Genomic DNA, 26097 nt, shown 5'->3' with positions numbered 1-26097 from the left:
CCATGACCGACACGGAGAGGGCACGGCCTGAACTGATCAGGGCCGTGCCCGTCCGGCATCCAGGCCGGTGGGTCGCGGCGGCCGTCATCGTGGTGCTGTTCGCGATGCTGGTGAGCAACGTGGTCACCAATCCCAACTTCAACTGGGCCGAGCAGTGGAAGTACTTCCTGTCCGAGCCCGTGCTGAACGGCGTGCGCAACACGATCTGGCTCACGATCGCCGCCATGATCGGTGGCGTCGGCCTGGGCATCGTGCTCGCGCTCATGCGCCTGTCGGCCAACCCGCTGATGCGCGGCGCGGCCTGGCTGTACCTGTGGGTCTTCCGCGGCACCCCGCTCTACACGCAGCTGCTGATCTGGGGCAACATCGGAGCGCTCTTCCCGCAGGTCGGGATCGGCATCCCGTTCGGCCCCGAGTTCGCCACGTGGCCGACCAACGCGCTCTACAGCGCGGCGGTGATGGCGGCGCTCGGCCTGATCCTCAACGAGGCGGCCTACATGGCCGAGATCATCAGGGCGGGCATCCTGTCGGTCGACCCAGGCCAGCAGGAGGCCTCCCAGGCGCTGGGCATGACCCGCATGCAGACGATGCGGCGGGTCGTGCTGCCGCAGGCGATGAGGGTCATCGTGCCGCCGACGGGCAACGAGGCGATCTCGATGCTGAAGAACACCTCGCTGGTGGTGGCCATCCCCTACCTGGAGCTGACCTTCACCGCGCAGACGATCTACGCCTCGACGTACCAGGTCATCCCGATGCTGATCATGGCGTGCATCTGGTACCTGATCCTGTCGTCGATCATGATGGTGGGGCAATACTACCTGGAGCGCCACTTCGCCAAGGGTTCGGTCCCTGTCAAGACCCGCGGGGGAGGCGGCGCGTAGTGAACGACTTGATGGTCAAGGCCGAGCAGGTCTGCAAGAACTTCGGCCACGTGGAGGTGCTCAAGGGCATCGACCTCGAGGTGCGCAACGGCGAGGTGATGTGCGTCATCGGCCCTTCCGGGTCGGGCAAGTCGACGTTCCTGCGCTGCATCAACCACCTGGAGAAGATCAACGCCGGCCGTCTGTACGTCGACGGCAAGCTGATCGGCTACCGCGAGCACGGCGGCAAGCTGCACGAGCTCAAGGAGCGGGAAGTCGCCGCGCAGCGCAAGGACATCGGCATGGTGTTCCAGCGCTTCAACCTCTTCCCCCACATGACCGCGCTCGAGAACGTCATGGAGGCTCCGCAACGGGTCAAGCGCGAGTCGGCGGCCGTGGTCAGGACCAGGGCCGCGGAGCTGCTGGAGCGGGTGGGGCTCGGCGAGAAGATGCGCAGCTATCCCGGGCAGCTGTCAGGAGGGCAGCAGCAGCGGGTCGCGATCGCGCGGGCGCTGGCCATGCAGCCGAAGCTGATGCTCTTCGACGAGCCGACCTCGGCGCTGGACCCCGAGCTGGTCGGGGAGGTCCTCGACGTCATGAAGGGCCTGGCGAGGGACGGCATGACCATGATCGTGGTCACGCACGAGATGGGGTTCGCCCGTGAGGTCGGCGACTCGCTGGTCTTCATGGACGACGGCCTCGTCGTCGAGAAGGGGCAGCCGCGCGAGGTGCTGGGCAACCCGCAGCACGAGCGTACGAAGCTCTTCCTGTCGAAGGTGCTCTAGCCGTACAGAGGAACCCGGGGGGGCCTTTGGGGCCGTGTAGGGCTTCCCCGGCCCTACACGTTTTCTACTCGGCCTCCCCACGGGCTCTGTCGGCACAACCGTAGCGACCACTGAGGCGGCCGCGCAAAGGGTGCGCAGAAGTCGCGCGTGATACTCAGGCGTCTCTCAGCATGCAGGTGATGCGCGAGGTGCACACCCTGCGCCCCTGCTCGTCGGTGATCACGACTTCGTAGCTGGCCAGCGACCTGCCGCCGTGCAGCATGGTCCCCACGCCGGTCACGTAGCCCTCGGTCGCGGACCTGTGGTGGGTGGCGTTGATCTCGATCCCCACCGCGATGCGCTCGGGTCCCGCGTGGATGGCCGCGCCGATCGAGCCGATCGACTCGGCGAGCACGACAGAGGCGCCGCCGTGCAGCAGGCCGTACGGCTGGGTGTTGCCCTTCACCGGCATCCTCGCCACCACGCGGTCGGCAGCGGCCTCGACGAACTCGATGCCCATGCGCTCGCCGAGCGTGCCCTTGTTCAGCTCGTTCACCACGGCTACGTCGAACGTCAAGGGGAGGCCTCCTGTACCTAGAGCTCACGTTTTCTGTCGCACATGGAGACTAGGCTGCGAGTGTGCCGAAGAGTGAAGTGACCCCCACCCGTCCTTGCCTGTTGCTCCTGGATGGGCATTCCCTTGCCTATCGGGCGTTCTACGCCTTGAAGGACGCCAACCTGATGACCACCGATGGTCAGCACACCGAGGCGGTCTACGGGTTCACCTCGATGCTGACGAACATCCTGCGCGATGAGCAGCCGACCCACGTGGCGGTGTGCTTCGACAGGTCGGAGCCGACCTTCAGGCATGTCGAGTACGCCGAGTACAAGGCCAACAGGAGCGAGACGCCCGAAGACTTCCGCGGCCAGATGCAGCTGATCTACGAGCTGCTCGACACGATGCGCATTCCGCGCCTGTCGCTGGCGGGCTACGAGGCCGACGACCTGATCGCCACGCTGGCCACCCGCGCCGCCGCCGAGGATATGAGCGTGCTCATCGTCACCGGCGACCGCGACGCGCTCCAGCTGGTCAGTTCCGAGATCACGGTGCTGATGACCAGGCGCGGCATCAGCGACATGACGCGCTTCACCCCTGAGGCGGTCGTCGAGAAGTACGACCTGACCCCGCAGCAGTACCCCGACTTCGCCGCGTTGCGCGGCGACCCCAGCGACAACCTGCTGAGCATCCCAGGGGTGGGCGAGAAGACCGCGGCCAAGTGGGTGCGCGAGTTCGGCTCGCTGACCGCGCTGGTCGACCGGGTCGACGAGGTCAAGGGCAAGGTCGGCGACAAGCTGCGCGAGCACGTCGCCCAGGTCCTGATGAACCGCAGGCTGACCGAGCTGCTGCGTGACGTGCCCGTCGAGGCCGAGCTGGCCGAGCTCAAGCAGGGCGTGTGGGACCGCGAGGAGATCAACAAGCTGTTCGACTCGCTGCAGATCCGCGGCGAGCTGCGCGAGCGCGTCTTCAAGGTGCTGGGCACCGGCGAGGCGGAGCCCGAGCAGGGCTTCGAGGTCGAGACCGTGATCCTCGGCCCCGACCGGGTCCCCGGGTGGCTGTCGGCGATGCCCGAGGGGCGTGCGGGGCTGGCCTTCAAGGGTGCCTACGGCAGCGGCACGGGCCGCATCGACGGCATCGCGATCGCCTCGCCGGACGGCACCGCCGCCCACATCGACCCTACAAGGCTCACGGAGGCCGACGAGAGCGCCCTCAGGGCGTGGCTGGGCGACGAGGCGAAGCCCAAGGCCGTCCATGACGCCAAGGGCCCCATTCTGGCCCTGTGGGCCCAGGGGATGGAGCTGAAGGGGCTCGCGTGCGACACCGCGCTGGCCGCCTACCTGGCGATGCCGGGCCAGCGGACCTTCGCCCTCGAAGACCTCGCCCGCCGCTATCTCAACCGCGACCTGAAGGTCGAAGAGGACTCGGGCGGCCAGGCGGCGCTGTTCGGCGATGACGACGACGCCCCGGCCAAGGACCTGGCGTTGCGCGCCCACGCGGTGCGCGAGCTGGCCGACTCGCTGGAGGCGTTCCTGGCCGGACGCGGCGGCACCCAGCTGCTGGAAGAGGTCGAGCTGCCGCTGCTGAGCGTGCTGGCCGAGATGGAGCGGGCCGGCATCGGCGCCGACCGCCAATACCTCGCAGGACTGGAGTCGGAGTTCGGCGCCGCGGTCAAGCAGGCCGTCGAGGAGGCTCACCGCGTGGTCGGCGAGCCGTTCAACCTGGGCTCGCCCAAGCAGCTGCAGGAGATCTTCTTCGTCAGGCTCAACCTGCCAAAGACCAAGAAGACCAAGACCGGCTACACCACCGACGCCGACGCGCTCACGTGGCTGGCCACGCAGACCGACCACGAGCTGCCGATCATCATGCTGCGCCACCGCGACCAGCAGAAGCTGCGCACCACGGTCGAGGGCCTGATCAAGGAGGTCACCGACGACGGGCGCATCCACACGACGTTCAACCAGATCGTCGCGGCCACGGGGCGCCTGTCGAGCGAGAAGCCCAACCTGCAGAACATCCCGATCCGCACCTCCGAGGGCCGCCGCATCAGGCAGGGCTTCGTCGTCGGGGCGGGCTACGAGACGCTGCTGACGGCCGACTACAGCCAGATCGAGCTGCGCATCATGGCCCACCTGTCGGGCGACGAGTCGCTGATCGCCGCCTTCGAGTCCGGCCACGACTTCCACCAGGCGACCGCCGCCCGCGTCTTCGACCTGCCGCCCGAGCAGGTCGACGGCGAGCTGCGGGCCCGGATCAAGGCGATGAACTACGGCCTGGCCTACGGGCTGTCCGACTTCGGCCTGTCGGGGCAGCTCAACATCCCCGTCGCCGAGGCCAGGGCGCTCAAGGAGGAGTACTTCGAGGAGTTCGGCGGCGTCCGCGACTTCCTGCACGAGATCGTCACCCAGGCCCGCAAGGACGGCTACACCGAGACCATCATGGGCCGCCGCCGCTACCTGCCCGACCTGACCAGCGACAACAGGCAGCGGCGCGAGATGGCCGAGCGCATGGCGCTCAACGCGCCGATCCAGGGCTCGGCCGCCGACATCATCAAGGTCGCGATGCTCCACGTGGGCCAGGCGCTGCGCGAGGAGGGGCTCGCCTCGCGCATGCTGCTGCAGGTGCACGACGAGCTGGTGTTCGAGGTGGCCCCCGGCGAGTTGGAGACGCTCCGGCAGGTCGTCACCGACCAGATGAACTCCGCCTACAGCCTGCGCGTGCCCCTGGAGGTCTCCGTGGGCGTCGGCCGTACCTGGGAGGACGCGGGTCACTGACCGCCGCCGCCTTCCTTCCGTACGGCACGCATGGGAGAGGCCACCGTGGGCACGTGGCCGGGGTCCGTCCATCACGCCGCTCCGGTCTCACGGGGCCGGGGCGGGTGACGTGATTTTGGAAGGACGGAGCGCACGTTTCACCGGGTCGACCCTGAGAGCCTCTGTGCCGTTCTGGTCTAGGCTGAGGTGATTGGTCTGCCCCCGATCGGCACGGGAGTTCAGTGCGGAATTCAGCGTTGCTCACGCGAATCCTTGGGGTAGCCAACATCGTGGTCGTGACGATCGCGATCGCGACCCTTCTGCTGCTGCCGACCGCGGGCGAAACCACCGCGGGGCGCACCGCGGCGGTCGGCACGGCCAAGCCGTCGCAGAACACTCCGATTACGCCAGAAGCGAAACCGGAGCTGCCGAGCGCCGACCTGCCGCCCGGGGTCACCGCCACGCCCGAGTTCGCCAAGCAGGTGAAGGCGAACGAGCTCGGCATGGTCCCGGTGATCATGTATCACCGGATCATGAAGAAGCGGTTCGCCTCGATCGACCGCACGCCGTCGCAGGTCCGCCAGGAGCTGGAGAAGCTGGCCAGACAGGGCTACGTCCCGATCACGGCCAAGGAGTTCGTGACCGGCGACATCAGGGTGCCCGCCGGCAGGTTCCCCGTGGTCCTCACCTTCGACGACGGCCACGCGAGCCACTTCGCCCTCGACGGCGGCGGCATGCCCAAGAAGGACACCGCCGTCGCGATCATCTACGACGTGGCGAAGAAGTACCCGGGCTTCAGGCCCGTGGCCACCTTCTGGATCAACCACTACCCCTTCGGCCTGCAGCGTCAGGAGGACCAGGCCAAGGCCGTGCGATGGCTGACGGAGCGCGGCTTCGAGGTGGCCAACCACACCTGGTCCCACCCCAACCTGGCCGTGCTGCCGAAGAAGAAGGTCAAGGAGCAGATCGTCAGGCTGGAACGGCTGCTGAAGAAGCTCGGCGCGCCGGTCGGCGACACGCTCGCACTGCCGTTCGGCTCGATGCCGCACCCCAAGAAGATCGCCAAGAGCGGGTCGTGGGACGGCACCGACTACGACTTCGAGGGCGTCTTCCTCGCGGGCGCCGAGCCCTCGTTTTCGCCATACGCGAAAAATTTCGACGCGGGCGCGATCCAGCGGATCCAGAGCAACGGCAAGCGGGGCGAGTGCCGAAAGTGGTGCTCACAGTACTGGCTGGAATGGCTGAACAAGCACCCTGGCGAGCGCTTTGTCTCCGACGGGGACCCCCAGCGCATCTCCATCCCACGGGAATCTGAGGGTAATATCGCAGCCAAGCGGAGAGCCCAGCTCAACGCCTACTAGGCGGCCTCACGCGGCTTTGCGCGCGTTGCTCTCCCGTGTCCTCGGATTGACCCCGCCCGCCAGGTCTCATATGCTGATCGCTGCGCTGTGGGCTCGCGCGCGCCTCAGACGGAGCGGGCTCGCGCTCGGTCTCGTCGATGACGTCATCCTCGGCTTGATGCGGAAGAGAGCCTGCTGCGCATCCGCCACATCGACATCTGTCCGCGTTCGGAGCAATTCCACACATGACGAGCAGCACCGAGGCCACCTCGAGCACCCCGCAGGTAGCGGTCAACGACATCGGTTCCGAAGAGGCCTTCCTCGCCGCGATCGACGAGACCATCAAGTACTTCAACGACGGCGACATTGTCGAGGGCACCGTCGTCAAGGTCGATCGAGACGAGGTCTTGCTCGACATCGGTTACAAGACCGAGGGTGTCATTCCCTCGCGTGAGCTCTCGATCAAGCACGATGTCGACCCGGCTGATGTTGTCGAGGTCGGCGAGCACGTCGAGGCCCTGGTTCTCCAGAAGGAGGACAAGGAGGGTCGCCTGATCCTGTCCAAGAAGCGCGCCCAGTACGAGCGCGCCTGGGGCACGATCGAGAAGATCAAGGACGAGGACGGCATCGTCACCGGCACCGTCATCGAGGTCGTCAAGGGTGGTCTCATCCTCGACATCGGCCTCCGTGGCTTCCTGCCGGCGTCCCTGGTCGAGATGCGCCGTGTTCGCGACCTGCAGCCCTACGTCGGCCGCGAGCTCGAAGCCAAGATCATCGAGCTGGACAAGAACCGCAACAACGTGGTCCTGTCCCGCCGTGCCTGGCTCGAGCAGACGCAGTCCGAGGTCCGCCAGACCTTCCTCAACACCCTGCAGAAGGGCCAGGTCCGCAAGGGCGTCGTGTCCTCGATCGTTAACTTCGGTGCGTTCGTGGACCTCGGCGGCGTCGACGGTCTGGTTCACGTCTCCGAGCTGTCCTGGAAGCACATCGACCACCCCTCCGAGGTTGTCGAGGTCGGCCAGGAGGTCACCGTCGAGGTTCTCGACGTCGACATGGAGCGCGAGCGCGTCTCCCTCTCGCTCAAGGCGACGCAGGAAGACCCGTGGCAGCAGTTCGCCCGCACCCACCAGATCGGCCAGGTCGTGCCGGGCCGCGTCACCAAGCTGGTGCCGTTCGGTGCGTTCGTCCGGGTCGAGGAGGGCATCGAGGGCCTGGTCCACATCTCCGAGCTGGCCGAGCGCCACGTGGAGATCCCCGAGCAGGTCGTCCAGGTCGGCGACGAGATCTTCGTGAAGATCATCGACATCGACCTCGACCGTCGCAGGATCAGCCTCTCGCTGAAGCAGGCCAACGAGGGCGCCGGCGCCGAGGTCGAGTTCGACCCGACGCTGTACGGCATGGCGGCCACCTACGACGACCAGGGCAACTACATCTACCCCGAGGGCTTCGACCCGGAGACCGGGGAGTGGCTCGAGGGCTTCGACAGGCAGCGTGAGGAGTGGGAGCGCCAGTACGCCGAGGCGCAGACCCGCTTCGAGGCTCACAAGAAGCAGATCGAGGAGGCCCGCAAGGCCGAGGCTGAGGCGGGCGAGGTCCCCTCGTCCTACACCGGCGAGACCCAGGCTCCGTCCAGCAGCAGCTCGTCCTCGGCTCCGGCCGCCGGCGCGCTCGCTTCGGACGAGGCCCTCGCGGCCCTGCGCGAGAAGCTCGCGGGCGGTCAGAGCTGACGCTCCTCTCGAGCTGAGCTAGTCGAAACAGCTCCGCACGGACACCGTGCGGGGCTGTTTCGCGTCTTCTCCCCGCCTCCCCCCGACGAGCTTTCCCACAGCGCGGCACCCCCGTGAGTCATATGGCAGGCTTTCGTCCGTTACGGCACCCGCGCCTTCGTGCTGCAGGAGCGCGGGGTCACGCGGCCGACTTCCGTGCGGTACGGCACGCCGGGTCACGCGCCACCCCTGGCACGTGGCCGGGGTCTGGCCAGGGACACGCTTCACCGAGCGCCCGTGGCTGGCCACCCCAACGGATCCGGCGTTGTGGGTTGGACTCGACAGATCGCGCTCGCAATCGGAACCGACGGGCCGAGGCAGGGATGTCGACCCGACCGGCCCGACACGGCAGTCCAGCCGGGCAGCCAGAGACTGACGTTCAGCGGCTCGCCTGAGGGCCAGACGGGAGTGGCCAGGAGCATGGGGGACGTGTCTTGCGGTCAGGGGGCGGGTCTCGGGCGTGGGGGATGCGTTCCCTCGGTCAGGGGCGGCGGGTGGTGAGGTGGCGGCCGAAGCGCTGCATGGGGATTTCGACGAAGCGGTACGTCAGCCAACTGGCCCCCACCACCAGAACCAGGAACAGCGCCGCCATCGACACCTGCATCGGAAGCGGGACCCAGCGCAGATCCCCCGTCACCGTGATGAAGGCCTTCAGCAGCGGGTGATGCAGCAGGTAGAGCGAGTAACTGATCATCCCGAGCCACGCCAGGAAACGGAACGTCCCGCGTCGCCGTAGCACCATCGCGCCCGCGAAGGTCGCGGCGGCCAGCGCGATGGTGGTGATCCACACGCCGGGCCGTACCCACCACCAGCCTGCCTGGATCGCCCAGGCGGGGGCCACCGCGACCAGCACGGCGGTGACGGCGACGGGCCAGAGCCCGCCCTCACCTCGCTCCCAGCGCTGGATGGCCGTGCCGACGAACATGACGGCGAGGATGGCGAGCCCGAACCACGGCACCCTGCTGGTCAGGACCAGGAGGGCCAGGGCTCCCGCGCCCATGACGTAGGTGGCGGCCTGCACGAACCTGCCGCTGATCAGGCAGGCGATGCCGCCGAAGAAGACCGTGAACGCCAGCCACGAAGGCCAAGGACCCGGCGGGATCGGCGCGGCGGCCATGAACAGACCGCTGACGACGGCCGCCGACCCGAACACGGTCGCGATCGGGCCGCTGCGGCGGTGCGCGCCCGCGACGAACAGGGTGGTGACGAGCAGGTAGAACACCATCTCGTAGGCGAGGGTCCACATGGTGTCGACCGCGGCGCCGGTGCCCAGGACGTCCTGGAGCATCGTGGCGTGGGCGGCGACCGATGACGCCTCCCTCGGGACGGCCTCACGGATCGGGATCCACCACGACGTGGCCAGGACCAGGGCGATCACGGTGAGGTAGAGGGGGTAGAGGCGGAAGAGCCTGCCGACCCAGAAGCCGCCGACGTCGGCGCGGCGTTCCAGCGAGGTCGGGATGATGTAGCCGCTGACGAGGAAGAACACCAGCACGCCGTACATGCCGAGGTTGAACCAGTACGGCCGCAGGGACGGGATCACCCACGGCAGCATGTGCTCGGCCAGCACGGCGACCGCGCCGATGCCGCGCAGCGCGTCCAGCCACGCCAGTCGCGATAAAGCGGGAGCTTCGCTCGGCCGGGCCAGTGTGCGGGCAAAGGACATCTGGCCAATTTATCGAACCTTGCCCTCACCGTGCCCGAACACCCGATGCGGCCAACGGCGCCGGCGTGGTCAGCCTGCGGGTGTCGATCACCGACGTTCGCCCAGAGTGCCGGACACGATGCGCGTCTGGGACTCAGCGCGCCGGTTGGCGGGGCGGGGTACTGGTTCCGCACCTCACTGCGGTGTTTCGCAAGAAGCCGCGTGCGCGGTTCGCGCTCGAGTTCTAGTGGGTGACACGAACGTTCACCGGGCCGGATGGCGAGCGGTTCCGGATGCAAGGCACCGGGTCGGTGAGCTGTGCCGGTGCGTTTGACCGCGTTGGTGTCAAGGTTGCATGCTGGCTCGCATGCTCTTCACCCAGCCTGAACTTGACTATCTGACCAGCCAGCACCTCGGTCGCCTGGCCACTGTCTCTCCGGTTGGTCAGGTGCAGAACAACCCCGTGAATTTCTTTGTGGACGCCGCCGCCGGCACGATCACGATCGGCGGGGGCGCGCTGGGAGCCTCCAAGAAGTTCAGGAACGTCCAGGAGGGCAGCACCGTGTCGCTCGTCGTGGACGACCTTGCCTCGGTGGACCCGTGGGCGCCGCGCGGGATCGAGATCCGGGGTTCGGCGGTGGCTTTGACGGATCACGAGCCGCCGGTGCCGGGCTTGTCTCGGCAGATCATCACGATCACGCCCAACCAGATCATTTCTTGGGGGTTGGGCGGGCCCAGGGCGAGCCGCAAGGTGTGAAAGCGCGTGGCCCCTTACGAGAGGATCGTCTCGTAAGGGGCCACGAACGTTCCGGGTGCGATCGTCATGGTGTCGGCGTCGGGGACGCCGCGCAGCGCGACTGCGTGCCGGGGCGCGTGACGCGCTTGCCGTACCCGGGGGAGGCGGGGCCGGTAGGGTGTGGGGATGATCGCGCGGGCGGTGGCACGGGACGCGGGAGAGATCCTGACGGTGCAGCGGGCGGCCTACGTCACCGAGGCCCAGCTGTACGGTGACCCGTTCATCCCGCCGCTGGTGGAGTCCGTGGAGCAGGTGCGCAAGGTGATCGAGTCGGCCGTCGTGCTCAAGGCCACCGACGGCGAGCGGATCGTCGGCGCGGTCAGGGGGCAGCTGGCCGGCACCACCTGCCGGGTCGGGCGGCTGGTGGTCGCGCCCGACGCGCAGGGGCGGGGCATCGGCACCGCGCTGCTGGAGGCCCTGCACGAGCAGGTGGCCGAGGCGACGGCGTTCGACCTGTTCACCGGGCACCTGTCGGACGGCAATCTGCGCCTCTACCGTCGCATGGGCTACAAGGAGACGCATCGGGAGCGAATGGACGATCACCTCACATTGGTGCACATGCGGCGAGGTTGACGTCAGGGATCTCCTGGGCGGATAGGCTCTGCGTGTGCTGAGAGTGGGTCTCACCGGCGGGATCGGGTCGGGCAAGAGCGAGGTCTCCAGGCGGTTGGCGGAGCGCGGCGCCGTCGTGATCGACGCCGACAAGATCGCCAGGGAGGTGGTCGAGCCCGGCACCGAGGGGCTGGCCAGGGTGGTGGCCGCGTTCGGCGACGAGATCCTGCGTGAGGACGGCTCGCTCAACAGGGAACGGCTCGGCTCGATCGTGTTCGCCGACCCTGACAAGCTGGCCACGCTCAACGCGATCGTCCACCCGCTGGTGGGCGAGCGGGTCGCGGAGCTGCAGAAGAGCGCGCCCGACGGCGCCGTGGTGGTCTATGACGTGCCGCTGCTGGCGGAGAACAAGCTGGCCCCGATGTACGAGGTCGTGATCGTGGTCGACGCCTCCGACGAGATCCGCGTCGAGCGGCTCACCAAGGTCAGGGGCATGTCCGAGCCCGACGCGCGGGCCCGCATCGCCGCCCAGGCCACCCGGGAGGAGCGGCTGGCCGTCGCCGACATCGTGATCCCGAACGAGGGCTCGCTCGACGACCTCGAGGCCAGGGTCGAGCAGGTGTGGGAGCGGCTCAAGGGCTGAGCGTCGGTACGTGGCGCGGTGGTCGGGCGCGCTGCCTGGGTCGAGCGGGCGTGGAACCCAGGAGCTGAGTGTCGGGACGTGGTCGCGGTAGGGGCCGAGGTGGTCGAGCGCGATCCGCGTGACCTCCACCAGGTCGGCCGGCTCCAGGTCCGTGACCAGCCCGAGGGCCGAGAACAGCCGCTGGGCCTCCTCGGGGGTCGGCTGCTCGCTGAGCGGCGTCGCGCGATGTCACGCAGCCGCTCGGAGACTCTCATATGACGCGATGTACCACGATCAGAACTCCGCGTCCAGCGCGACCGATCTGACGGCCGGCAGGTGCGGGTCGAGTTCGCCCAGTTCGAACCTGGCCGTTCCGATCACGTGCCAGAACTGTCCCGCCACCTCGCCCTGGAACTTGTAGCGCCCGTCGGGCGCCAGCGCCGCCCAGCCCTCGGGCAGGCCGAGGAGAGTGGCCTGCCGTACGCCGTCCCGCCAGAGGATGACCACCCCGTCGTCGCCCGCGCTGGCCAGCAGCCCGTCGGGGGAGAACGCCACGGACAGCACCCTGCGGGAGTGGCCGCGCAGCGTGTGCAGGAGCCGTCCGGTGGCCACCTCCCACACCCGGACGGTCAGATCGTCGCCGCCGGTGGCCAGCAGGTCGCCGGCGGAGGAGAAGGCCGCGCTCCACAGCCGTCCGGAGTGCCCGCTGAGCGTGTGGAGACGCCTGGGGTTCCATGGCTTGCCAGGGCGCAGCTCCCAGAGCATCGCCCTGCCGTCGTTGCTCGCGCTGGCCAGCAACCGGCCTGAGGGGTCGAAGGAGACGGAGTAGACGCGGTCGGTGTGCCCCTCCAGCGTCGCCACCCTGCCGCCGGACTCGGCGTGCCAGACGCGGATCAGCTTGTCGTCGCACCCGGTGGCCACGAAGACCCCGTCGGGGCTGAAGCCGATCGAGCGTACCCTGCCCTTGTGGTCGGCCAGGTCGCTGACCAGGCGGGCGGTCGGCCGGTACCAGATCCGGACGCTGTCGTCGTCGTTGGCGGTGGCGAGGTGCCAGCCGTCAGGGCTGAACGCCTCGGCCCACACGTGGTCGGTCTCGACGTGCAGTTCCCGCTCGTGCTCACCGGTGAGCGCGTTCCAGAAGTGGACGCCGCCGTCGTTGCTGGCGGTGGCCAGGACGGGCCCCGCGGGGGAGAAGACGGCGGAGATGAGGCGGTCGGAGGCGCCGGTGAACTCCCGCAGCCGGCGTCCTGTGCGCGGCTCCCAGATCCTGGCCACGCCGTCGTTGCCGCTGGTGGCCAGCATCGAGCCGTCGGCGCTGAAGGCGACCGAGGAGATGCGGCGGCCGTGGCCGCGCAGGACGCGCGTGCACTGCCCGGTGATCGGGTCCCACAGGCGGGTGGTGCCGTCGTTGCTGCTGGTGGCCAGTTGCGCGCCGTCGGGGCGGAAGGAGAAGGGCCACACCGAGCTGCGGTGTCCCGACAACTCGGTCTTCCCTGGCCCGCCGACCTCCTTCACCCGGACGGTGCCGTCGGAGTCGCCGGTGGCCAGCAGCTCGCCCGAGGGGGAGAACGTCACCTGGTAGACGGCGGCTCTGTGGGTGGTGTGCAGGCCGCGCGACTCGCCGGAGCGCGGCTCCCACAGCAGGACCGCGCCCTCGATGTCGCCGGTGGCCAGCAGGTGGCCGGCGGGTGAGAAGGCGACGCAGTAGACCCGCCCCGTATGTCCGGACAGGGTGCGCAGGAGCTCGCCGTCCTTCCAGACGCGCACCGTGCCGTCCTCGTGGCCGGTGGCGAGCAGGTCTCCGGAGAAGGCGGCGCGGTAGACGGCGCCCTGCCCGGAGAAGAGCGTGCGGATGAGGCTGCCGGAGACGGGGTCCCACACGCGTACGGTGCCCGCCGAGTCGCCCGTGACCAGCCCCCAGGGGGTGAAGACGGCGGTGAAGATGGGCGCCGTGTGCCCGGTCATGCGGTGCAGGAGCTCGCCGCTCGCGGTGGACCAGATGCGCACGACGCCGTCGCCGCCGCCGGCCACGACCAGGTCGCCGGCGGGGCTGAAACGTACCGGCCACACCCCGTCGGCGTGGCCGCGCAGCGTGTGCAGCCGCTCGCCGGTGAGCGGGTCCCACAGCACCACCGTGCCGTCGCTGGCGCCCGAGGCGAGCAGGTCGTCGCTGAAGGCCACCGCGTAGACACGCCCGCTGTGCCCCTGCAGCGTGCGCACCGGCAGGCCGCCCGAGAGCAGCAGCACGCCGCCGTCCTCGTTGCCGACCGCCAGCAGCGCGCCCGAGGGGCTGTAGGCGATCGGCTCGGGCAGGCGGCTGGTCTGGAAGTGGTATCCGTACGGCACACCGATCGCCGCGGGCGCCAGCTCCACCTCGACGGGGTCGCGCGGGACGATCGCCGCGCCGCGCAGGACGGGCAGTGTCCCCTTGGTGTTGATGAGGGCGGCCCGGTGCCACCGGCTGCCCTCGACGGCCGCGTCGCTCAGGTCAGCGCCGAACAGCCGCGCTCCCGATAGGTCCGCCCCCCGCAGGTCGGCGCCGGCCAGGGTGGCGCCGTCGAGCCGCGCCCCCTGCAGCCGCGCGTCGCGCAGGATCGCCCTGGACAGGTCGGTGCCGGCGAGCGTCGCCCCGTCAAGTCGCGCGCCCGTGAGGTCGACCTCGTGCAGGTCGCGCCCCGACAGGTCCTCGCCCTGCAGGTTCGCGCCGCGCAGGTCGGCCTTGGCGGGTGTGCGCAGCCTCGCCAGGATCTTGACCGCGTTGGCCCTGACCATGTCGTCGGTCTCGGGGTCGGACAGCACCGTGGCCACCCAGCCCTGCGTGGCCCTGGTGTCGGCCAGGTCGCACAGGAACTCCACCATCAGCGCCGACAGCGACCGCCTGGCCAGCAGCGCCGAGTCGGGCAGTGCGGCCGCGATCTGCCTGGCGATCAGCCATTCCATCACCGAGGCGTGGATGAAGCCGAACATGCCCTCGTCGGTGCGGACCATCAGGCTGCCCGTGCCGACCGCGTGGGCGGCCTGCAGGCCGGTCAGCTGCCCGTCGGCCAGATCGGTGAGCGTCTCGGCGATCTCGGTCAGCTCGGCCAGGCCGAGGAAGGACTCGCCGGTGTCCCAGAGCCGCAGCGCCAGCGCCGTCACCGCCCGCCACAGCTCCTCGGTGGTGAGCGTCGCGGGCGCCCCCGGCACGCGGGTGCGACGCTCCTCGAAGGCCAGCCACGAGCTGAGGATCTCCTCGTACAGCAGGGCAGGGCTGATCGTGTGCCGGGCGGTGGCGACCGTGCGCAGCCGCTCGGCGTCGAGATCGGCGATGAAGCTCAACATCCTGGGGTTGCGGCCGAGGTCGAGCAGGTCCTTGATGCCTTCGAGCAGCGACATGCGGGCCTCGGCCTCGTCGCCGTCGGTGAAGCGATTGGCCAGATAGGAGCGGATCTGCCCGTGGGTGAAGTCCTCCACGGTGAAGACCCGCCGCTGCGGCAGCACCCCGACCATCTCGCCGAGCGTGGTCAGCACCTGCCCGTGGGACTTGAAGTGCTGGGTACGGCTGGCCACGACAATCTTCGCCTTGTCCTCGGCCGCGGCCAGCAGCGTGGTCAGGTGATCGGCTGCCCTGTCGTAGGTGACGCGGGTGACCAGCTCGTCGAACCCGTCGAACAGCAGCACGATCCTGCCCTGCCGCAGCAGGTAGTGGAAGGCCTTGAGATCGATGAGCTCTTCGCCGTGGTTGGCCAGGTGCGCGGCGACCAGCCCATCGACGGAGTGCGCCTTGTCAAGGGCGCGCAGCTCGATGAGGATCGGCGTCAGGTGCGGCAGCTCGGTGGGGATGCGCCTGGCCAGCTCTCGCAGCGCGAACGTCTTGCCGTGGCCGAAGTCGCCGAGCAGCAGCAGGAACCTGCCGTGGTCGGCCGACAGCAGCCGCATCAGCTCGTCGGTGAGCCCGTCCTTGGTCTCGGGAGCCGGCCGGTCGAGCTCGCGGTAGCGCTGCGGGACGTACAGCTCCGGAGGGTAGCGGCGGTCGGCGCGCAACCTCATGGACTGCTCGGCGACGTACTCCGACAGGTCGAGCAGGCCCTGGAACTCGGTGAAGCTGCGCACCCTGACGCCCCTGCGCATCAGCTCCTCGCGCAGCGGCCTGGCCGGCGGCGGACCCTGGTAGACGAGTTCGAGGCCGAGGGTGGTGGCGTGCGCCTGCCGTACGAGGGAGCCTGTGTGTTCGGCGGTCAGCTCGCCGACGTGGGCGGCGATCATCAGCTGGCGGACGAAGCCATCCTCCGGGTAGGTCATCACCAGATGGGTGTCGAACCTGCGGATCTTGATGCGCTCGTGCCTGGCCTCGCAGACCTCGGTGATGCGGTCGAGCAGCAGCGCGGTGGGGCTCGGGTCGCGCTCGATCACCTCGGGCGCCTTGGCGGGGGCGGGCGCCGCCTCACCGGTGAACGTCGACTGCGCGGCCTTCCACCGGTACGGCGTGCGCTCGGGCTCCCCGTCGGGAGTCCAGACGCGGATGCCGGTGGGAGTGAGCTCGACGACCTGGTGCCGCCGCGGCGCGCCCACGGTGCCCTCGGCGGCCGATCCAGGCCCGTGGAAGAGCAGGTTCAGCCGGTGCCCGATCAGGCGCTCCATCGTGGTGATGTCGCGCAGCCCGCTCGGGGCGTGGCCGATCACGCCCAGGCGCAGCCACGCGCGCTCCTCGTACTCGCGCAGCCGCTCGGCGAACCAGGCAGCCTGAGCCTCGCCGACCAGCCCGTAGGCGTCCTTCTCCAGGTGGCTCATCGCCATCGTGGAGTTGAGCCCGGCCACCGCCAGCCGCAGCTCGGGCACCTCGAACAGGGTCCACGGCTGCCCGCCGTCGAACACCGGTCCCTCATGGTGCAGTTCGCCGAACATGCCGGCGTAGTGGCGCCACTTCGGCCAGTACGGCGGCTGCGGCCGTACGTCGTCGGCCTCGCAGGTGGCGAAGTACGCCTTGGCGGCGGCCTTGGTCACGTCGCGCGGACCGGGGACCACGACCAGGCGGCGCGGTTCGAGGCCGAGCAGCACGCGCAGGCTGGTCAGGAACTGCGTGGCGTGGCCGAACTGGGTGAGCGTGCCCGACTCCGTCAGATCACCCGTGACCAGCATCAGGTCGGGCTTGGGCATCCCCTTGTCCTGCATCCCGGTCAGGTCCGCCCAGATGCGGGCCTGCAGCTCTTCGGGCGTGAACGGCTCGCCCGGGTCGGGCAAGGCCCGCCCGAACCTGGTGCCGCCCAGGTGCAACACGCTGAGCGTGTCGCGCGTGCGCTCCTCCGCCCGGCCGAGCGGGAAGGAGGGGGCCGACCTCGGCGTGCGCCTGGCCCTGCCGATGTGCTCACGCGAAGGCGGTGGCTCCTCCTCCATGGCGGGCTCGGTTTCGTCGTGCGGGAAGGCGGGCGGCCGGTGCGGCTTGGCGCGCCCCGCGACCGCCTCGGCGATGCGGTTGAGCAGCAGGCCACGGGCCTTGGCCGGATCGATGACGCCGACCAGGTCCACCCAGGTGATCGTGGACAGCAGCCCTTCGAGCGGCACGTCCTCGAGGCGGACGGTGATCAGCCTGCTGGAGGGGTTGTCGGGCGCGGCCCGCAGCGCGGCCTGCCACTCCATGCGGCCGTAGCGGGAGGTGAGGTAGTTGCGCGACAGCACGGCCACGACCACCTGCGCCTCGCTGACGCCTCGGTCCATGAAGTCGATGAAGTTGGTGCCCGGCACGAAGTCCCAGGCCTGGATCATCGTCCGGTAGCCGGCCGCTTCGAGTTCCCATGCGATCCAGGTGGCCCAGGCCGTGTCGGCGGGGGAATAGCTGACGAAGATGTCGGTGGGCCTGCCGTCACGCGCCATTGCGCCAGTATCCCCGGTGGAGCCGAGGATGTGGAGAGGAACGGCACGCAAAACGATCAGCCCGCTGTTCCGGCCCATGTGCGAAGATCGACCCGTGCTGAGCCGACTGGGGGTCCTGGACTGGATCAGGATCGGGTTGCTCGCCCTCGGGCTGGCGTTCGTGGCGACAGGGTTGCTTCCGCTCGAAAGGGCGGTGGAGGAGCTCGACGGCATCTGGCCGTTGATGATCTTCCTGGTGGGGGTCATCGTGCTCGCGGAGCTGACCAAGGAGGCCCAGGTCTTCGACGTCATCGCGGCCAGGATGGCGGTGGCGGCGCGGGGCAGCAACGTCGCGCTCTTCCTGCTGTGCGTGGTCTTCGCCTCGTTGGTGACGATCTTCCTGAACCTCGACACCACCGCGGTCCTGCTGACGCCCGTCATGCTCGCCCTGGCCCCGCGCGCGGGCATCGCCGCGCTCCCCCTGGCGATGTCGACGATCTGGCTGGCCAACACCGCCAGCCTGCTGCTGCCGGTCTCCAACCTGACCAACCTGCTGGGCATGGGGAAGATCAACCTGTCCACCAGGGACTTCGCGGGACACATGTGGGTGGCCCAGCTCGCCGCGATCGCAGTGACGATGGTGTTCCTGTGGGTGTTCTACTGGCGGGGTCACCAGCGCTACACCCCTCCCCGGCTGGAGCCCGCCGCCGACGGGGTGCTGTTCTGGTCGGCGTCCGCGGCGTGCGCGCTGTTCATCTGCGCGCTGCTGCTGGAGGTGCCGGTCTCGGTCGCGGCGCCGGTGGCGGCGGCCGTCGTGGTGGTCGCCTTCTTCGTGCGGGACAGGGAGAAGCTCACCTGGAGCCTGGTCCCGTGGCAGCTGCTGATCTTCGTCACCGGGCTTTTCCTCGTCGTGCCCACGCTGAGCGCCCACGGGCTGTCCGCGGTCATGTCCTGGCTGCTGGGCGAGGCGCAGGACCCGTACAGGACCGCCTTCGTGGGGGCGGGCCTGGCCAACGCGATCAACAACCTGCCCGCCTACAAGGCACTGGAGAGCGTCGTCGCCGACCCGCTCGTCCTGCTCATCGGCGTCAACGTCGGCCCCGTCGTCACGCCGTGGGCCTCGCTGGCCACGCTGCTGTGGTTCGAGTCGTGCGCCAGGCACGGGGTGAAGGTGCCGATGGTCCGCTTCCTGCTCACGGGCGCGGGGCTGGCCGTCGCGGCGATCGTGGCCGCGGTCGCCACCCTCAGGTGACCTCGGGCTGAGCCGCCGGCTCCGTGGCGCCGGGATCGCCTCAGGCCGAGCGGACCAGCTCCATCAGGGCGGGGATCGCCTCAGGATGGCCCGCGACGAAGCTACGGTCCTCGGGCGGGCCGTCGACGCCCCAAGGGAAGGGGCCGCCGTCGAGCGCTCTGATCTCGATGCCCGCCTCGTGGGCCAGCAGCGCACCGGCGGGCAGGTCCACGGCCTCGGCGCAGTAGCCCACGAAGCCGTCGATGTCGCCCCTGGCCAGCATCACCCACGACAGCAGCGGCGCCCACAGCTGCAGCACCCGCCGCGCCCCCAGGTCCAGGCGCATCTTCAGCGGGTGCGCCGCCGCGCGCGAGACGCCGTGGCCCTGCGTCCAGGCCACCACGGGTCCGTGGCGCCACGGCCGGTACGGCGGCGCCAGCCGTACCCCCGAAGGGCCGAGGCTTCCGCTCCCGCGGACGGCCGACCAGGTGTGCGCGGGGACGGGCTCGTGCACCACGCCGAGCACGGGCAGGCCGTGATGGCACAGCGCGAGGCCGACGACGTAGGCGGGCAGGCCGATGGCCACGTTGTTGGTGCCGTCGAGCGGGTCGATCAGCCACATCCACTCCCCGCTCGCCGCGCCCACCAGGCCCGACTCCTCCGCGATCACCGAGTGGCCGGGGAAGGCGGTCAGGATCCGCTCGAGCAGCAGCTTCTCCGAGGCCAGGTCGAGGTCGGTGACCACGTCGCCGTTCGCGCCCTTCGGCCGTGTGCCGAGCGCGCCCCGCCCGCCCTCGCGAAGAAGTCTCCCTGCGGCTTCGGCGGCCTGCACCGCCACGTGCCGAGCGTGCTCGAGGTCCACGGGGTCCTCCCTAGATGAGGTGCTCGGCTATCAGTCTCGCCGCTCGCGCGGTCTCGGCGGCGTCGAGGTGCTCGCGGGTGATGTGGTGGGCGGGCGTGCCGAGCGGGCCGAGCGACAGGTCGTGGCTGCCCGGGCGGCCCCTGCCCAGGGCGATCGTGGCCGCCTCGCCGTCCTCGGGGACGACGCTGGAGTGGAAGCGGTCGGCGGGCAGCGTGTAGGTGTCGCCCTCACCGAACACCTCCTCCAGGTCCGTGCGGTGCCGCACCGTCCGTCCTGTCGGCTCGATGCGGTCGCCGCCGGTATCGCTGACCACCTCGAACACCCTGTGGGTGGCGTCGGCCCCCGCGTCCTCGACGACCACGTGCACGTTGCGCACCTGGCCGTAGAGGACGTGGCTGACCAGGTCCCAGCTGTGGCAGTGGATCTGCGAGGTGGTGGCGTCGGCGTGCGTGAACGCCTTCGACCACAGGTGCAGGCACACGCCCTCGCCGCCGTCGCGTTCGAGCGGCAGGCAGATGAAGCCCAGCGGATGCCGTACGGCCCGCAGGTCGCCCAGGTCGGCCAGCGCCTCCAGCGCCCACCGCCTGCCCCCGCCGCGCAGGATCTCCTCGTGCACCGCCCGGTGACTCATGATCCGTAGGGGTCCTTCGCCCGCAGCGCCTTCCTGGCGACGTCCACGACGTCGTGCTCGGTATAGGCCTTCGGCAGCGGCAGCTCGATCCGCCTGAACAGCTCCTCGACCTCCTCGACCGTGGGCTCGTCGCTCAGCGGCGCCGCCTTGTAGCGCTCGATGGGGACCCTTCGGGCCTGCTCCAGGCTGAGCCGCAGCTCCGAGTCGCAGTTCTCGTAGTAGAAGGTGCCGGCCAGGGCGCTCATCGCCCTGTTCGGGTCCTCGACGGTCATGACCAGCCGCGTGGCCGACAAATCCCAGCGGAAGGTCGTCATCGTGTGGGACAGGCCGACGCTGATGTCGAGCAGTCCGTAGCGCTGGCGGTGCCAGAAGGCGGCCAGGATCGTCGCGTAGGACTCCTTCCTCGCCCTGTCGGTCGACCAGCGCTCGCCCGTGCCGTCGGGCAGGTCCGACAGTGAGCGCCGGTAGTGCGCGTAGGCCTCGCAGACGTCCTCGTTCGTGGGGTCGATGATCTCGACTGTGATCGTGAGGTGCCGCCTGACCTTGCGGGAGGCGGCGACGCACTCCGGCAGCGTGACCGCGCGCAGGTAGGTGCCCGTGCCGCCCTTGAAGCTCCACCTCGTGGTGTCCTTGCGGGCGGCGGCCAGCGCCTCGCCGATCTCCTGCCTGCTGCCGAGCACCCTGACCAGTTGCAGCTCGTCCAGCGCCTTGCGGGTGCTGACGACCAGCGACTCGAGGTGGTCCAGGCGCTGCAGGCGTTCGGGGAGCTGGGTGAGCGCGCCCGAGGTGATGGTGCGCTCGACAGGGGCCTGCCGTACCCGGTCTCTGAGCAGGGCGGTGGCGACGAGGGCGAGGATGACCAGCGTCGCGGCGCTGATGAGCTGGGCCTGGACGGCGTCGGGGACGACCGTCTCCGGCATGATGCCGAGCACGCCCACCACGATCGCCAGAGACAGCGCGATGGCGCCGTCGGCGTTCTGCGCCGCCCATGGCGCGACCCGCTTCATCCCCATGACGAGCCGCTTCATGGTGTGCCCCGCACCTCCTCGTGACCCCCAGGCAATGGTAACGAGCGTGTCAGGCGATCACCAGCGCACGGTAATACCAGAGGAGGAGGACAGACCCGACTTTTGGCTGAAGACATCGCATTACGCCCGCCATTACGGTCGACGGACGGGGCTCACGGGGGTGGGAATTGTTCTTCGGTCGATACGGCATGCGCGCGCTCAGCCTGCTCTTCGCCGTCGCGCTCATCGTGTTCACGGTCGTGCCTTGCGCGGCCCGCCCGATCAGGCGCCTGCTCGGCCTGCCGGCGGTGGGCGAGCGGTTCTTCCAGGTGGTGGCGCACCCCGACGACGACCTGCTGTTCATGAGCCCCGACCTGCTCGGCGCCGTGGCGGCGGGGTGGCCCACCATGACGCTGTTCCTCACCGCGGGGGAGGGGACGGCGGGCCTGGAGGACCGGCACGATCCGCACGCCTACGCCAGGCAGCGCCAGGAGGGCATCCGCGCCGCCTACGCGTGGCTGGCGGGCGTGCCCGACCTGTGGCGGGGCCGTACGGTGCTGGCCGGCGGGGTGCCCGTCAGGACCGAGTGGCTGGTCGGCAGCCCGAGGGTGCGGCTGGTCTTCGCGGGGCTGCCCGACGGCGGCGACCCGCGCGCCGACGGCGGCGGCTACGCGCTGTCGCGGCTGCTGTCCGGTACGACGGCCTGCGTGCGGGCGTTCACCTCGCCGGGCAGGTGCCTGTCGAAGGCGGACGTGATCGGCATGCTCGCGGCGCTGCTGACCCGGTTCAGGCCGACCGAACTGCGCACGCTCGACCCCGATCCGTCGGGAACGCCGGCCGACCACCTCGACCACACCGCCTCCGCCAGGTTCGCCAAGGAGGCGGCGACGGCGGCGCGGCTGCGGGTGCGCGTGCGCTCCTATCGCGGGTACCCGATCACCGCGCTGCCGTCGAACCTGCTCGCGGGGCCCGAGTGGGTGAAACGAGCGGTCTTCCACGTCTACCGGCTTCACGACTACCGGGCGCTCAGCGGGCCACGCTACGGCAGGTGGATCCGCCGGATGTACACCGTCGCGCCGCCGGAGCGGTAGGGCGGCAGGACCCACCGTGGACGTCGCCGCCGCGCGTCGGCAACGGCGCGAGGGACCACGCGGACCCTCGCGCCGTGCCGTACCCGGCGGACTAGAACCAGCCCCGGCGGCGGGCCATCTGCTCCAGGCCCGAGTGCAGCGCCTGCTCGGCCGCACCGGGGTGGTCGCCGTAGCGGACGGTGAAGCGGTTGTAGGAGTCGTGGCTGGAGGTGAGGAAGCCGCCGCGCTTGTCGGCCTCCAGAATGACGTCCATGTGGGCGGGCCCCGCGATGAACGTCAGCTCCAGCTCGTTGAAGTGCCCACGCCACTGACCGCCGGCGTAGTACTCGATCTCCTGGAAGAACGGCATCGTCGAGCCGTACAGAGTGCCCCGCTCCAGGTCGGCCTTCTTGAAGCGGAAGCCCATCCTGTCGAGCGCGGCCAGCACGCCCTCCTGCGCGGGCAGCGGCGTGACGTACAGCGGGTCGAGGTCGCCCTTGTCCATCGCGCCCGCCAGGGCCAGCTCCGTCTGCACGCCCAGACGCATCCCGTGCAGCGGGTGGTTGCCGATCGCGCTGATCGGCGTCTCCCACGGCACCATGATCTGGAACGGCTGGGAGTGGGAGGCGCCCGCGGCCAGCTGGAAGGGGCCCGCCACCTGCTGGCGAAGGAAGCTGTAGGTCGTCTTGTACTCGTTGTCGCCGCTCTCGACCTCGACCACCGCGGTGAGGTCGATGGTGATCCCGTCGACCTTGTAGTCGGAGCTGCCGCTCTTGAAGTTGACCACGCCGCGCAGGGCCTCGCCTGGCCTGACGGTGGCGTTGTGCAGGACCGTGTCGACCTCGACGCCCGCGCCGAAGGCGGCCATCAGCTTGCGGAACACCATGGGGGTTCTCCTTGAGGTTTTTACTGGCCAACGGGCGGGTTGGCCTGGCCGTTCCCCGCGATCCTGGGCAGCAGCTGGGCCAGGAGCAGAGTGGAGAGCGCCGAGTCGCCCTGACCGGCCGCCGTACGGACGACGAGCGGCTGCGGGGCGTTCTCGGCCAGCTTGGCGCCCACGTCGAGGCGGCGGCGAGCCAGCTCGTACTGCAGGACCGCGCGGTTGTCGCGGTAGGAGTCGGCGAGCCTGCGCAGCGCCTTCGCCTCGTTCTCGGCGGAGGTGAGCTCGGCCCTGCCCCGCGCCTCGATCTCCCAGCGCACCCGCTGGGCCTCGGTCTCCTGCTCCTCCAGCATGCGGGCGACATCCTTGCGGGCGGTGTTGTGGGCGGCCTTGACCTCGACGACGCGGGCGTCGCGGGTCTTCTTCGACCGCTCGATCTCCATCAGCAGGGTGTCGATGCGGCGCTTGCGGGTCAGCTCCCACTCGCGCTCGTATGCCGACAGCTCCTTGGCGACCTTCTCACGGGTGGCCAGGTGCTGCTGGTACTGGTCGGGCAGCTGCACGTCGGGGATGTTGGCGCCGGTGATGCGCACGCCGTACCTGCCGAGCTGCCTGTTGAGGGCCTCCTGCATGTCGCCGACGTCGGAGCCGCGCAGGTCGTAGGCGCGCTCGGTGTTGACCCTGCGGCTGCGCTGCCTGATCGCGTCCTGCACGGCGCTCGACAGCACCAGGTCGAAGTTGCCCGCGCCGATCGTGCGGACGAAGGCGACCGGGTCGACGATGCGGAACTTGAGGAAGAACTCGATCGACTTCAGCGGCACGTTCTCGGCCGTCGGGCAGGCGCCGATGGGGGCCGAGTAGGGGATCTCGGTGGAGGTGTCGACGACCGCGTCCACCCTGTCCCACGGCAGCCACAGGTAGTGGCGACCGGGAGGCAGGGTTCCCGTGATGGCGCCCCACCTGCTGCGCACGCCGGTGGTGCCCTCCTCGATCTCGATGATGGCGCGCCGCCACATCCAGACCATGGCGACCAGCAGGACGGCGACGGCGGCGAGGGCCGCCAGCAGCTCGCCGGCGAAGACGGCCATCCCCGCGAAGTACAGGGCGAGGAACACCAGCGTCATCCACGCGAAGCCGCGCCTGTCCTTGGGGATGACCACCGGGACGAGCTGGCCCTGCTCACCGCCGCGCAGCAGCTGGCGGATGTCGGACCAGGCGGCCAGCGACTCCTTGATCTTCGAGAACTCGCGGCTCATCGGTTGTCGTCCTCCTCGTTGCCCTGGGGCTGCTGCGCGGACGGTACTGCGGCGGGTACGGCCGGCACCACCGGGTCGGGGATGACCGCGGGGGTGGGGTCGGCCGCGCCGGCCACCTCGTCGGCGGCGCGCTTGAGCAGCGCCGAGATCTCGTTCTCCCGCTCCTCGACGCGCTGCCCGATCGCGCCCAGCCTGGATCTGATGGCCGCCATGTCCTCCGAGGAGAACAGCGCCGCGCCCTTGCCGCCGACCAGCTGCTGGGCCAGCGCGAGGAAGTCGATGTCGCTCTCCTCGCCCACCTGCACCACCTGCGGCAGCCGACCGGCGACCGACTCCAGCTTGTCCAGCAGGTCCTGCTGGAAGCGGTAGTCGAGGATCTCGGGAGCCTCGGCCGCCGACAGCGCCCTGATGTCCAGCGCCTGGGCCTCCAGCAGCGCCGAGTTGGCGTTCGCCGTCGACTCGGCCTCGACGAGCCGCTGCCTGGCCTGTGCCTTGGCCTGGTGCGAGGCCCGCTCGAGCGCGGTGTCCATGCGCGCCTGGTAGGCGGCGATCTCGGCCTGGATGGCGCTCAGCGTCTCCTGCAGCCCGGCCAGCTCCTTGATCAGGTCGCCCTCGTTCTGCTCCTTGCGCAGTTGCAGCTCGTACTCGTAGGTGTAGGCCTCCTTGGCCACCCGCACCATCTCGGGGGCCGCCAGGTCCATCCGGTACTCCTGACTGGACGGCTCGGCGTGGGTGATGTTCACGTCCGTCAGCCGTACGGCAGGCAGGAACTGCTGGTTGAGGTTGTCGAGCATGCCCAGCGTGCTCTCGCCCACCAGGTCGTAGATGTCCTCGGCCCGCTGCGCGTAGATGAGCGAGCGGGTGACCTCGCTGATGGCGTTCTGCAGCTTGGACTGGAAGCCGCTGACCGAGCCGAGCACGAAGATGAACTCCGCCGGGTTCTCGATCCTGAACTGCAGGAACAGGTCGACGCTCGCCTTGACGCCCTGCTGGGTCGGCGCCTCGCGGATGGGCGCGTTGAACGGGTACTCGCGCGTGGTGTTGACGATGTAGCTGACCCGCTTCCACGGGTTGAACAGTGTCACCCTGCCCGGATCGGCGATGTGCACCAGCTTGCCGAACTTGGTGATCAGCGCCTTGCAGCCCTCGGGCACCATGACGACGCTGCGCCGCCACCACAGGAACGCCGCGGCCACGACGAGCACCAGCCAGTAGTGCGGGCCGAACAGCACGTCGATGCCGGGGAGCACGTTGCCGAGCGCGCCGACGAGCCCCAACACGACCAGGATGGCCAGCGGGATGACCACCTTGGCCGTGCTGCCCTTGGGGATCACGACGGGGGAGATGACGTGCAGCGGCTCGCCGTTCTGGCCGCGCTCGCTGAAGCTGCGGCTGACGATCTCACCGGCCTCGTTCAGCGACGCCGAGCGCGCCTCGATGACCGTGCCGACGGAGACGCCGCCGTCGCGGGCGGCGAGGAAGTCGTGCGGGTTGAGCTGGAAGCCGGGTGCCTGCCCCGCCAGCTGACCGACCTGGCCCACCGCCTGTTCGACGGCCTGGCCCATGGCCTGACGAACGTTTCCGCCTTGGGCCACGGCCTGAGCTACGCCCTGACCTGCTTGGATCAGGGCCTCTCTTGGTCGAGACATCGCACCTCTCTCGTCGAACCGGGGGGAA

Annotated in this window: 19 protein-coding genes; 10 read left to right on the top strand and 9 right to left on the bottom strand. The window is 69.7% G+C overall.

Annotated elements, in window-relative coordinates:
* Positions 1-2: 2 nt before the first annotated feature.
* Both AB0B45_RS00560 and AB0B45_RS00555 read left to right on the top strand, forming a co-directional pair.
* Positions 3-881, top strand: a complete 879-nt coding sequence (locus tag AB0B45_RS00560) for an amino acid ABC transporter permease (protein ID WP_358123328.1) — start codon at positions 3-5, stop codon at positions 879-881.
* Positions 882-892: 11 nt separating this feature from the next.
* Entirely contained in the window at positions 893-1645 is a 753-nt protein-coding gene (locus AB0B45_RS00555) for an amino acid ABC transporter ATP-binding protein (RefSeq protein WP_358124676.1), read from the top strand.
* A 154-nt stretch (positions 1646-1799) separates the two neighbouring features.
* Here AB0B45_RS00555 and AB0B45_RS00550 read toward each other — a convergent pair whose 3' ends face one another.
* Positions 1800-2144 (bottom strand): hotdog fold thioesterase, encoded by a 345-nt coding sequence (locus AB0B45_RS00550; protein ID WP_358124674.1) that lies wholly within the window; start codon positions 2142-2144, stop codon positions 1800-1802.
* Between the two features lie 119 nt (positions 2145-2263).
* Between AB0B45_RS00550 and polA the strand changes: the two genes are divergently transcribed.
* The 3 genes from polA to rpsA all read left to right on the top strand — a co-directional run bounded on the left by polA (position 2264) and on the right by rpsA (position 8000).
* Positions 2264-4954: a DNA polymerase I gene (gene polA / locus AB0B45_RS00545; protein WP_358123326.1), complete on the top strand. Its 2691-nt coding sequence runs from the start codon at positions 2264-2266 to the stop codon at positions 4952-4954.
* Positions 4955-5229: 275 nt separating this feature from the next.
* Positions 5230-6294 carry a polysaccharide deacetylase family protein gene (locus tag AB0B45_RS00540; protein WP_358123324.1) on the top strand — a complete coding sequence of 355 codons (1065 nt, stop codon included), beginning with the start codon at positions 5230-5232 and terminating at the stop codon, positions 6292-6294.
* Between the two features lie 224 nt (positions 6295-6518).
* Positions 6519-8000 carry a 30S ribosomal protein S1 gene (gene rpsA, locus AB0B45_RS00535; RefSeq protein WP_358123323.1) on the top strand — a complete coding sequence of 494 codons (1482 nt, stop codon included), beginning with the start codon at positions 6519-6521 and terminating at the stop codon, positions 7998-8000.
* A 520-nt stretch (positions 8001-8520) separates the two neighbouring features.
* On the opposite strand, the gene AB0B45_RS00530 is transcribed toward rpsA, so the two are convergent.
* Positions 8521-9705, bottom strand: a complete 1185-nt coding sequence (locus AB0B45_RS00530; RefSeq protein WP_358123321.1) for an acyltransferase — start codon at positions 9703-9705, stop codon at positions 8521-8523.
* A gap of 346 nt (positions 9706-10051) precedes the next feature.
* Here AB0B45_RS00530 and AB0B45_RS00525 point away from each other — a divergent pair, with 346 nt between their 5' ends.
* The 3 genes from AB0B45_RS00525 (at position 10052) to coaE (ending at position 11675) form a co-directional block, all read left to right on the top strand.
* Positions 10052-10441 (top strand): PPOX class F420-dependent oxidoreductase, encoded by a 390-nt coding sequence (locus AB0B45_RS00525; protein WP_358123319.1) that lies wholly within the window; start codon positions 10052-10054, stop codon positions 10439-10441.
* A gap of 165 nt (positions 10442-10606) precedes the next feature.
* On the top strand, positions 10607-11053 hold the full coding sequence (locus tag AB0B45_RS00520) for a GNAT family N-acetyltransferase (RefSeq protein WP_358123317.1): 447 nt from the start codon (positions 10607-10609) through the stop codon (positions 11051-11053).
* Positions 11054-11087: 34 nt separating this feature from the next.
* On the top strand, positions 11088-11675 hold the full coding sequence (coaE, locus tag AB0B45_RS00515) for a dephospho-CoA kinase (protein ID WP_358123315.1): 588 nt from the start codon (positions 11088-11090) through the stop codon (positions 11673-11675).
* Positions 11676-11948: 273 nt separating this feature from the next.
* On the opposite strand, the gene AB0B45_RS00510 is transcribed toward coaE, so the two are convergent.
* Positions 11949-17504, bottom strand: a complete 5556-nt coding sequence (locus tag AB0B45_RS00510; protein ID WP_358123313.1) for a TIR domain-containing protein — start codon at positions 17502-17504, stop codon at positions 11949-11951.
* A gap of 94 nt (positions 17505-17598) precedes the next feature.
* Between AB0B45_RS00510 and AB0B45_RS00505 the strand changes: the two genes are divergently transcribed.
* The gene (locus AB0B45_RS00505; protein WP_358123311.1) at positions 17599-18735 is read left to right on the top strand and encodes an SLC13 family permease; all 1137 of its coding nucleotides are present in this window, start codon (positions 17599-17601) and stop codon (positions 18733-18735) included.
* Between the two features lie 40 nt (positions 18736-18775).
* Here AB0B45_RS00505 and AB0B45_RS00500 read toward each other — a convergent pair whose 3' ends face one another.
* From AB0B45_RS00500 to AB0B45_RS00490, 3 genes are read right to left on the bottom strand one after another with little or no spacing between them, the layout of a single operon-like run.
* Positions 18776-19576, bottom strand: coding sequence for an inositol monophosphatase family protein (locus tag AB0B45_RS00500; RefSeq protein ID WP_358123309.1), 801 nt, complete (start codon positions 19574-19576; stop codon positions 18776-18778).
* A 10-nt stretch (positions 19577-19586) separates the two neighbouring features.
* Positions 19587-20207 (bottom strand): hypothetical protein, encoded by a 621-nt coding sequence (locus tag AB0B45_RS00495; RefSeq protein WP_358123307.1) that lies wholly within the window; start codon positions 20205-20207, stop codon positions 19587-19589.
* Positions 20204-21235 (bottom strand): hypothetical protein, encoded by a 1032-nt coding sequence (locus AB0B45_RS00490; protein WP_358123305.1) that lies wholly within the window; start codon positions 21233-21235, stop codon positions 20204-20206. The genes AB0B45_RS00495 and AB0B45_RS00490 overlap by 4 nt, the downstream gene beginning before the upstream one ends.
* A gap of 167 nt (positions 21236-21402) precedes the next feature.
* Here AB0B45_RS00490 and AB0B45_RS00485 point away from each other — a divergent pair, with 167 nt between their 5' ends.
* On the top strand, positions 21403-22305 hold the full coding sequence (locus AB0B45_RS00485; protein ID WP_358123303.1) for a PIG-L family deacetylase: 903 nt from the start codon (positions 21403-21405) through the stop codon (positions 22303-22305).
* Positions 22306-22396: 91 nt separating this feature from the next.
* Here the strand turns inward: AB0B45_RS00485 and AB0B45_RS00480 are convergent, their stop codons facing one another.
* The 3 genes from AB0B45_RS00480 to AB0B45_RS00470 are packed head-to-tail and all read right to left on the bottom strand — an operon-like array spanning position 22397 to position 26069.
* Positions 22397-23170 carry a sporulation protein gene (locus AB0B45_RS00480; protein ID WP_358123302.1) on the bottom strand — a complete coding sequence of 258 codons (774 nt, stop codon included), beginning with the start codon at positions 23168-23170 and terminating at the stop codon, positions 22397-22399.
* 20 nt (positions 23171-23190) lie between these two features.
* Positions 23191-24420 (bottom strand): SPFH domain-containing protein, encoded by a 1230-nt coding sequence (locus tag AB0B45_RS00475; protein ID WP_358123301.1) that lies wholly within the window; start codon positions 24418-24420, stop codon positions 23191-23193.
* Entirely contained in the window at positions 24417-26069 is a 1653-nt protein-coding gene (locus AB0B45_RS00470; RefSeq protein ID WP_358123300.1) for an SPFH domain-containing protein, read from the bottom strand. Before AB0B45_RS00470 ends, AB0B45_RS00475 begins: the two co-directional genes overlap by 4 nt.
* Positions 26070-26097 lie beyond the last annotated feature (28 nt).

Source organism: Nonomuraea sp. NPDC049152 (genome assembly GCF_040648355.1).
In the GTDB taxonomy this organism is placed as follows: Bacteria; Actinomycetota; Actinomycetes; order Streptosporangiales; family Streptosporangiaceae; genus Nonomuraea.
The sequence above is the reverse complement of the archived record's forward strand: the minus strand, read 5'-3'. Positions and strand labels throughout refer to the sequence as shown.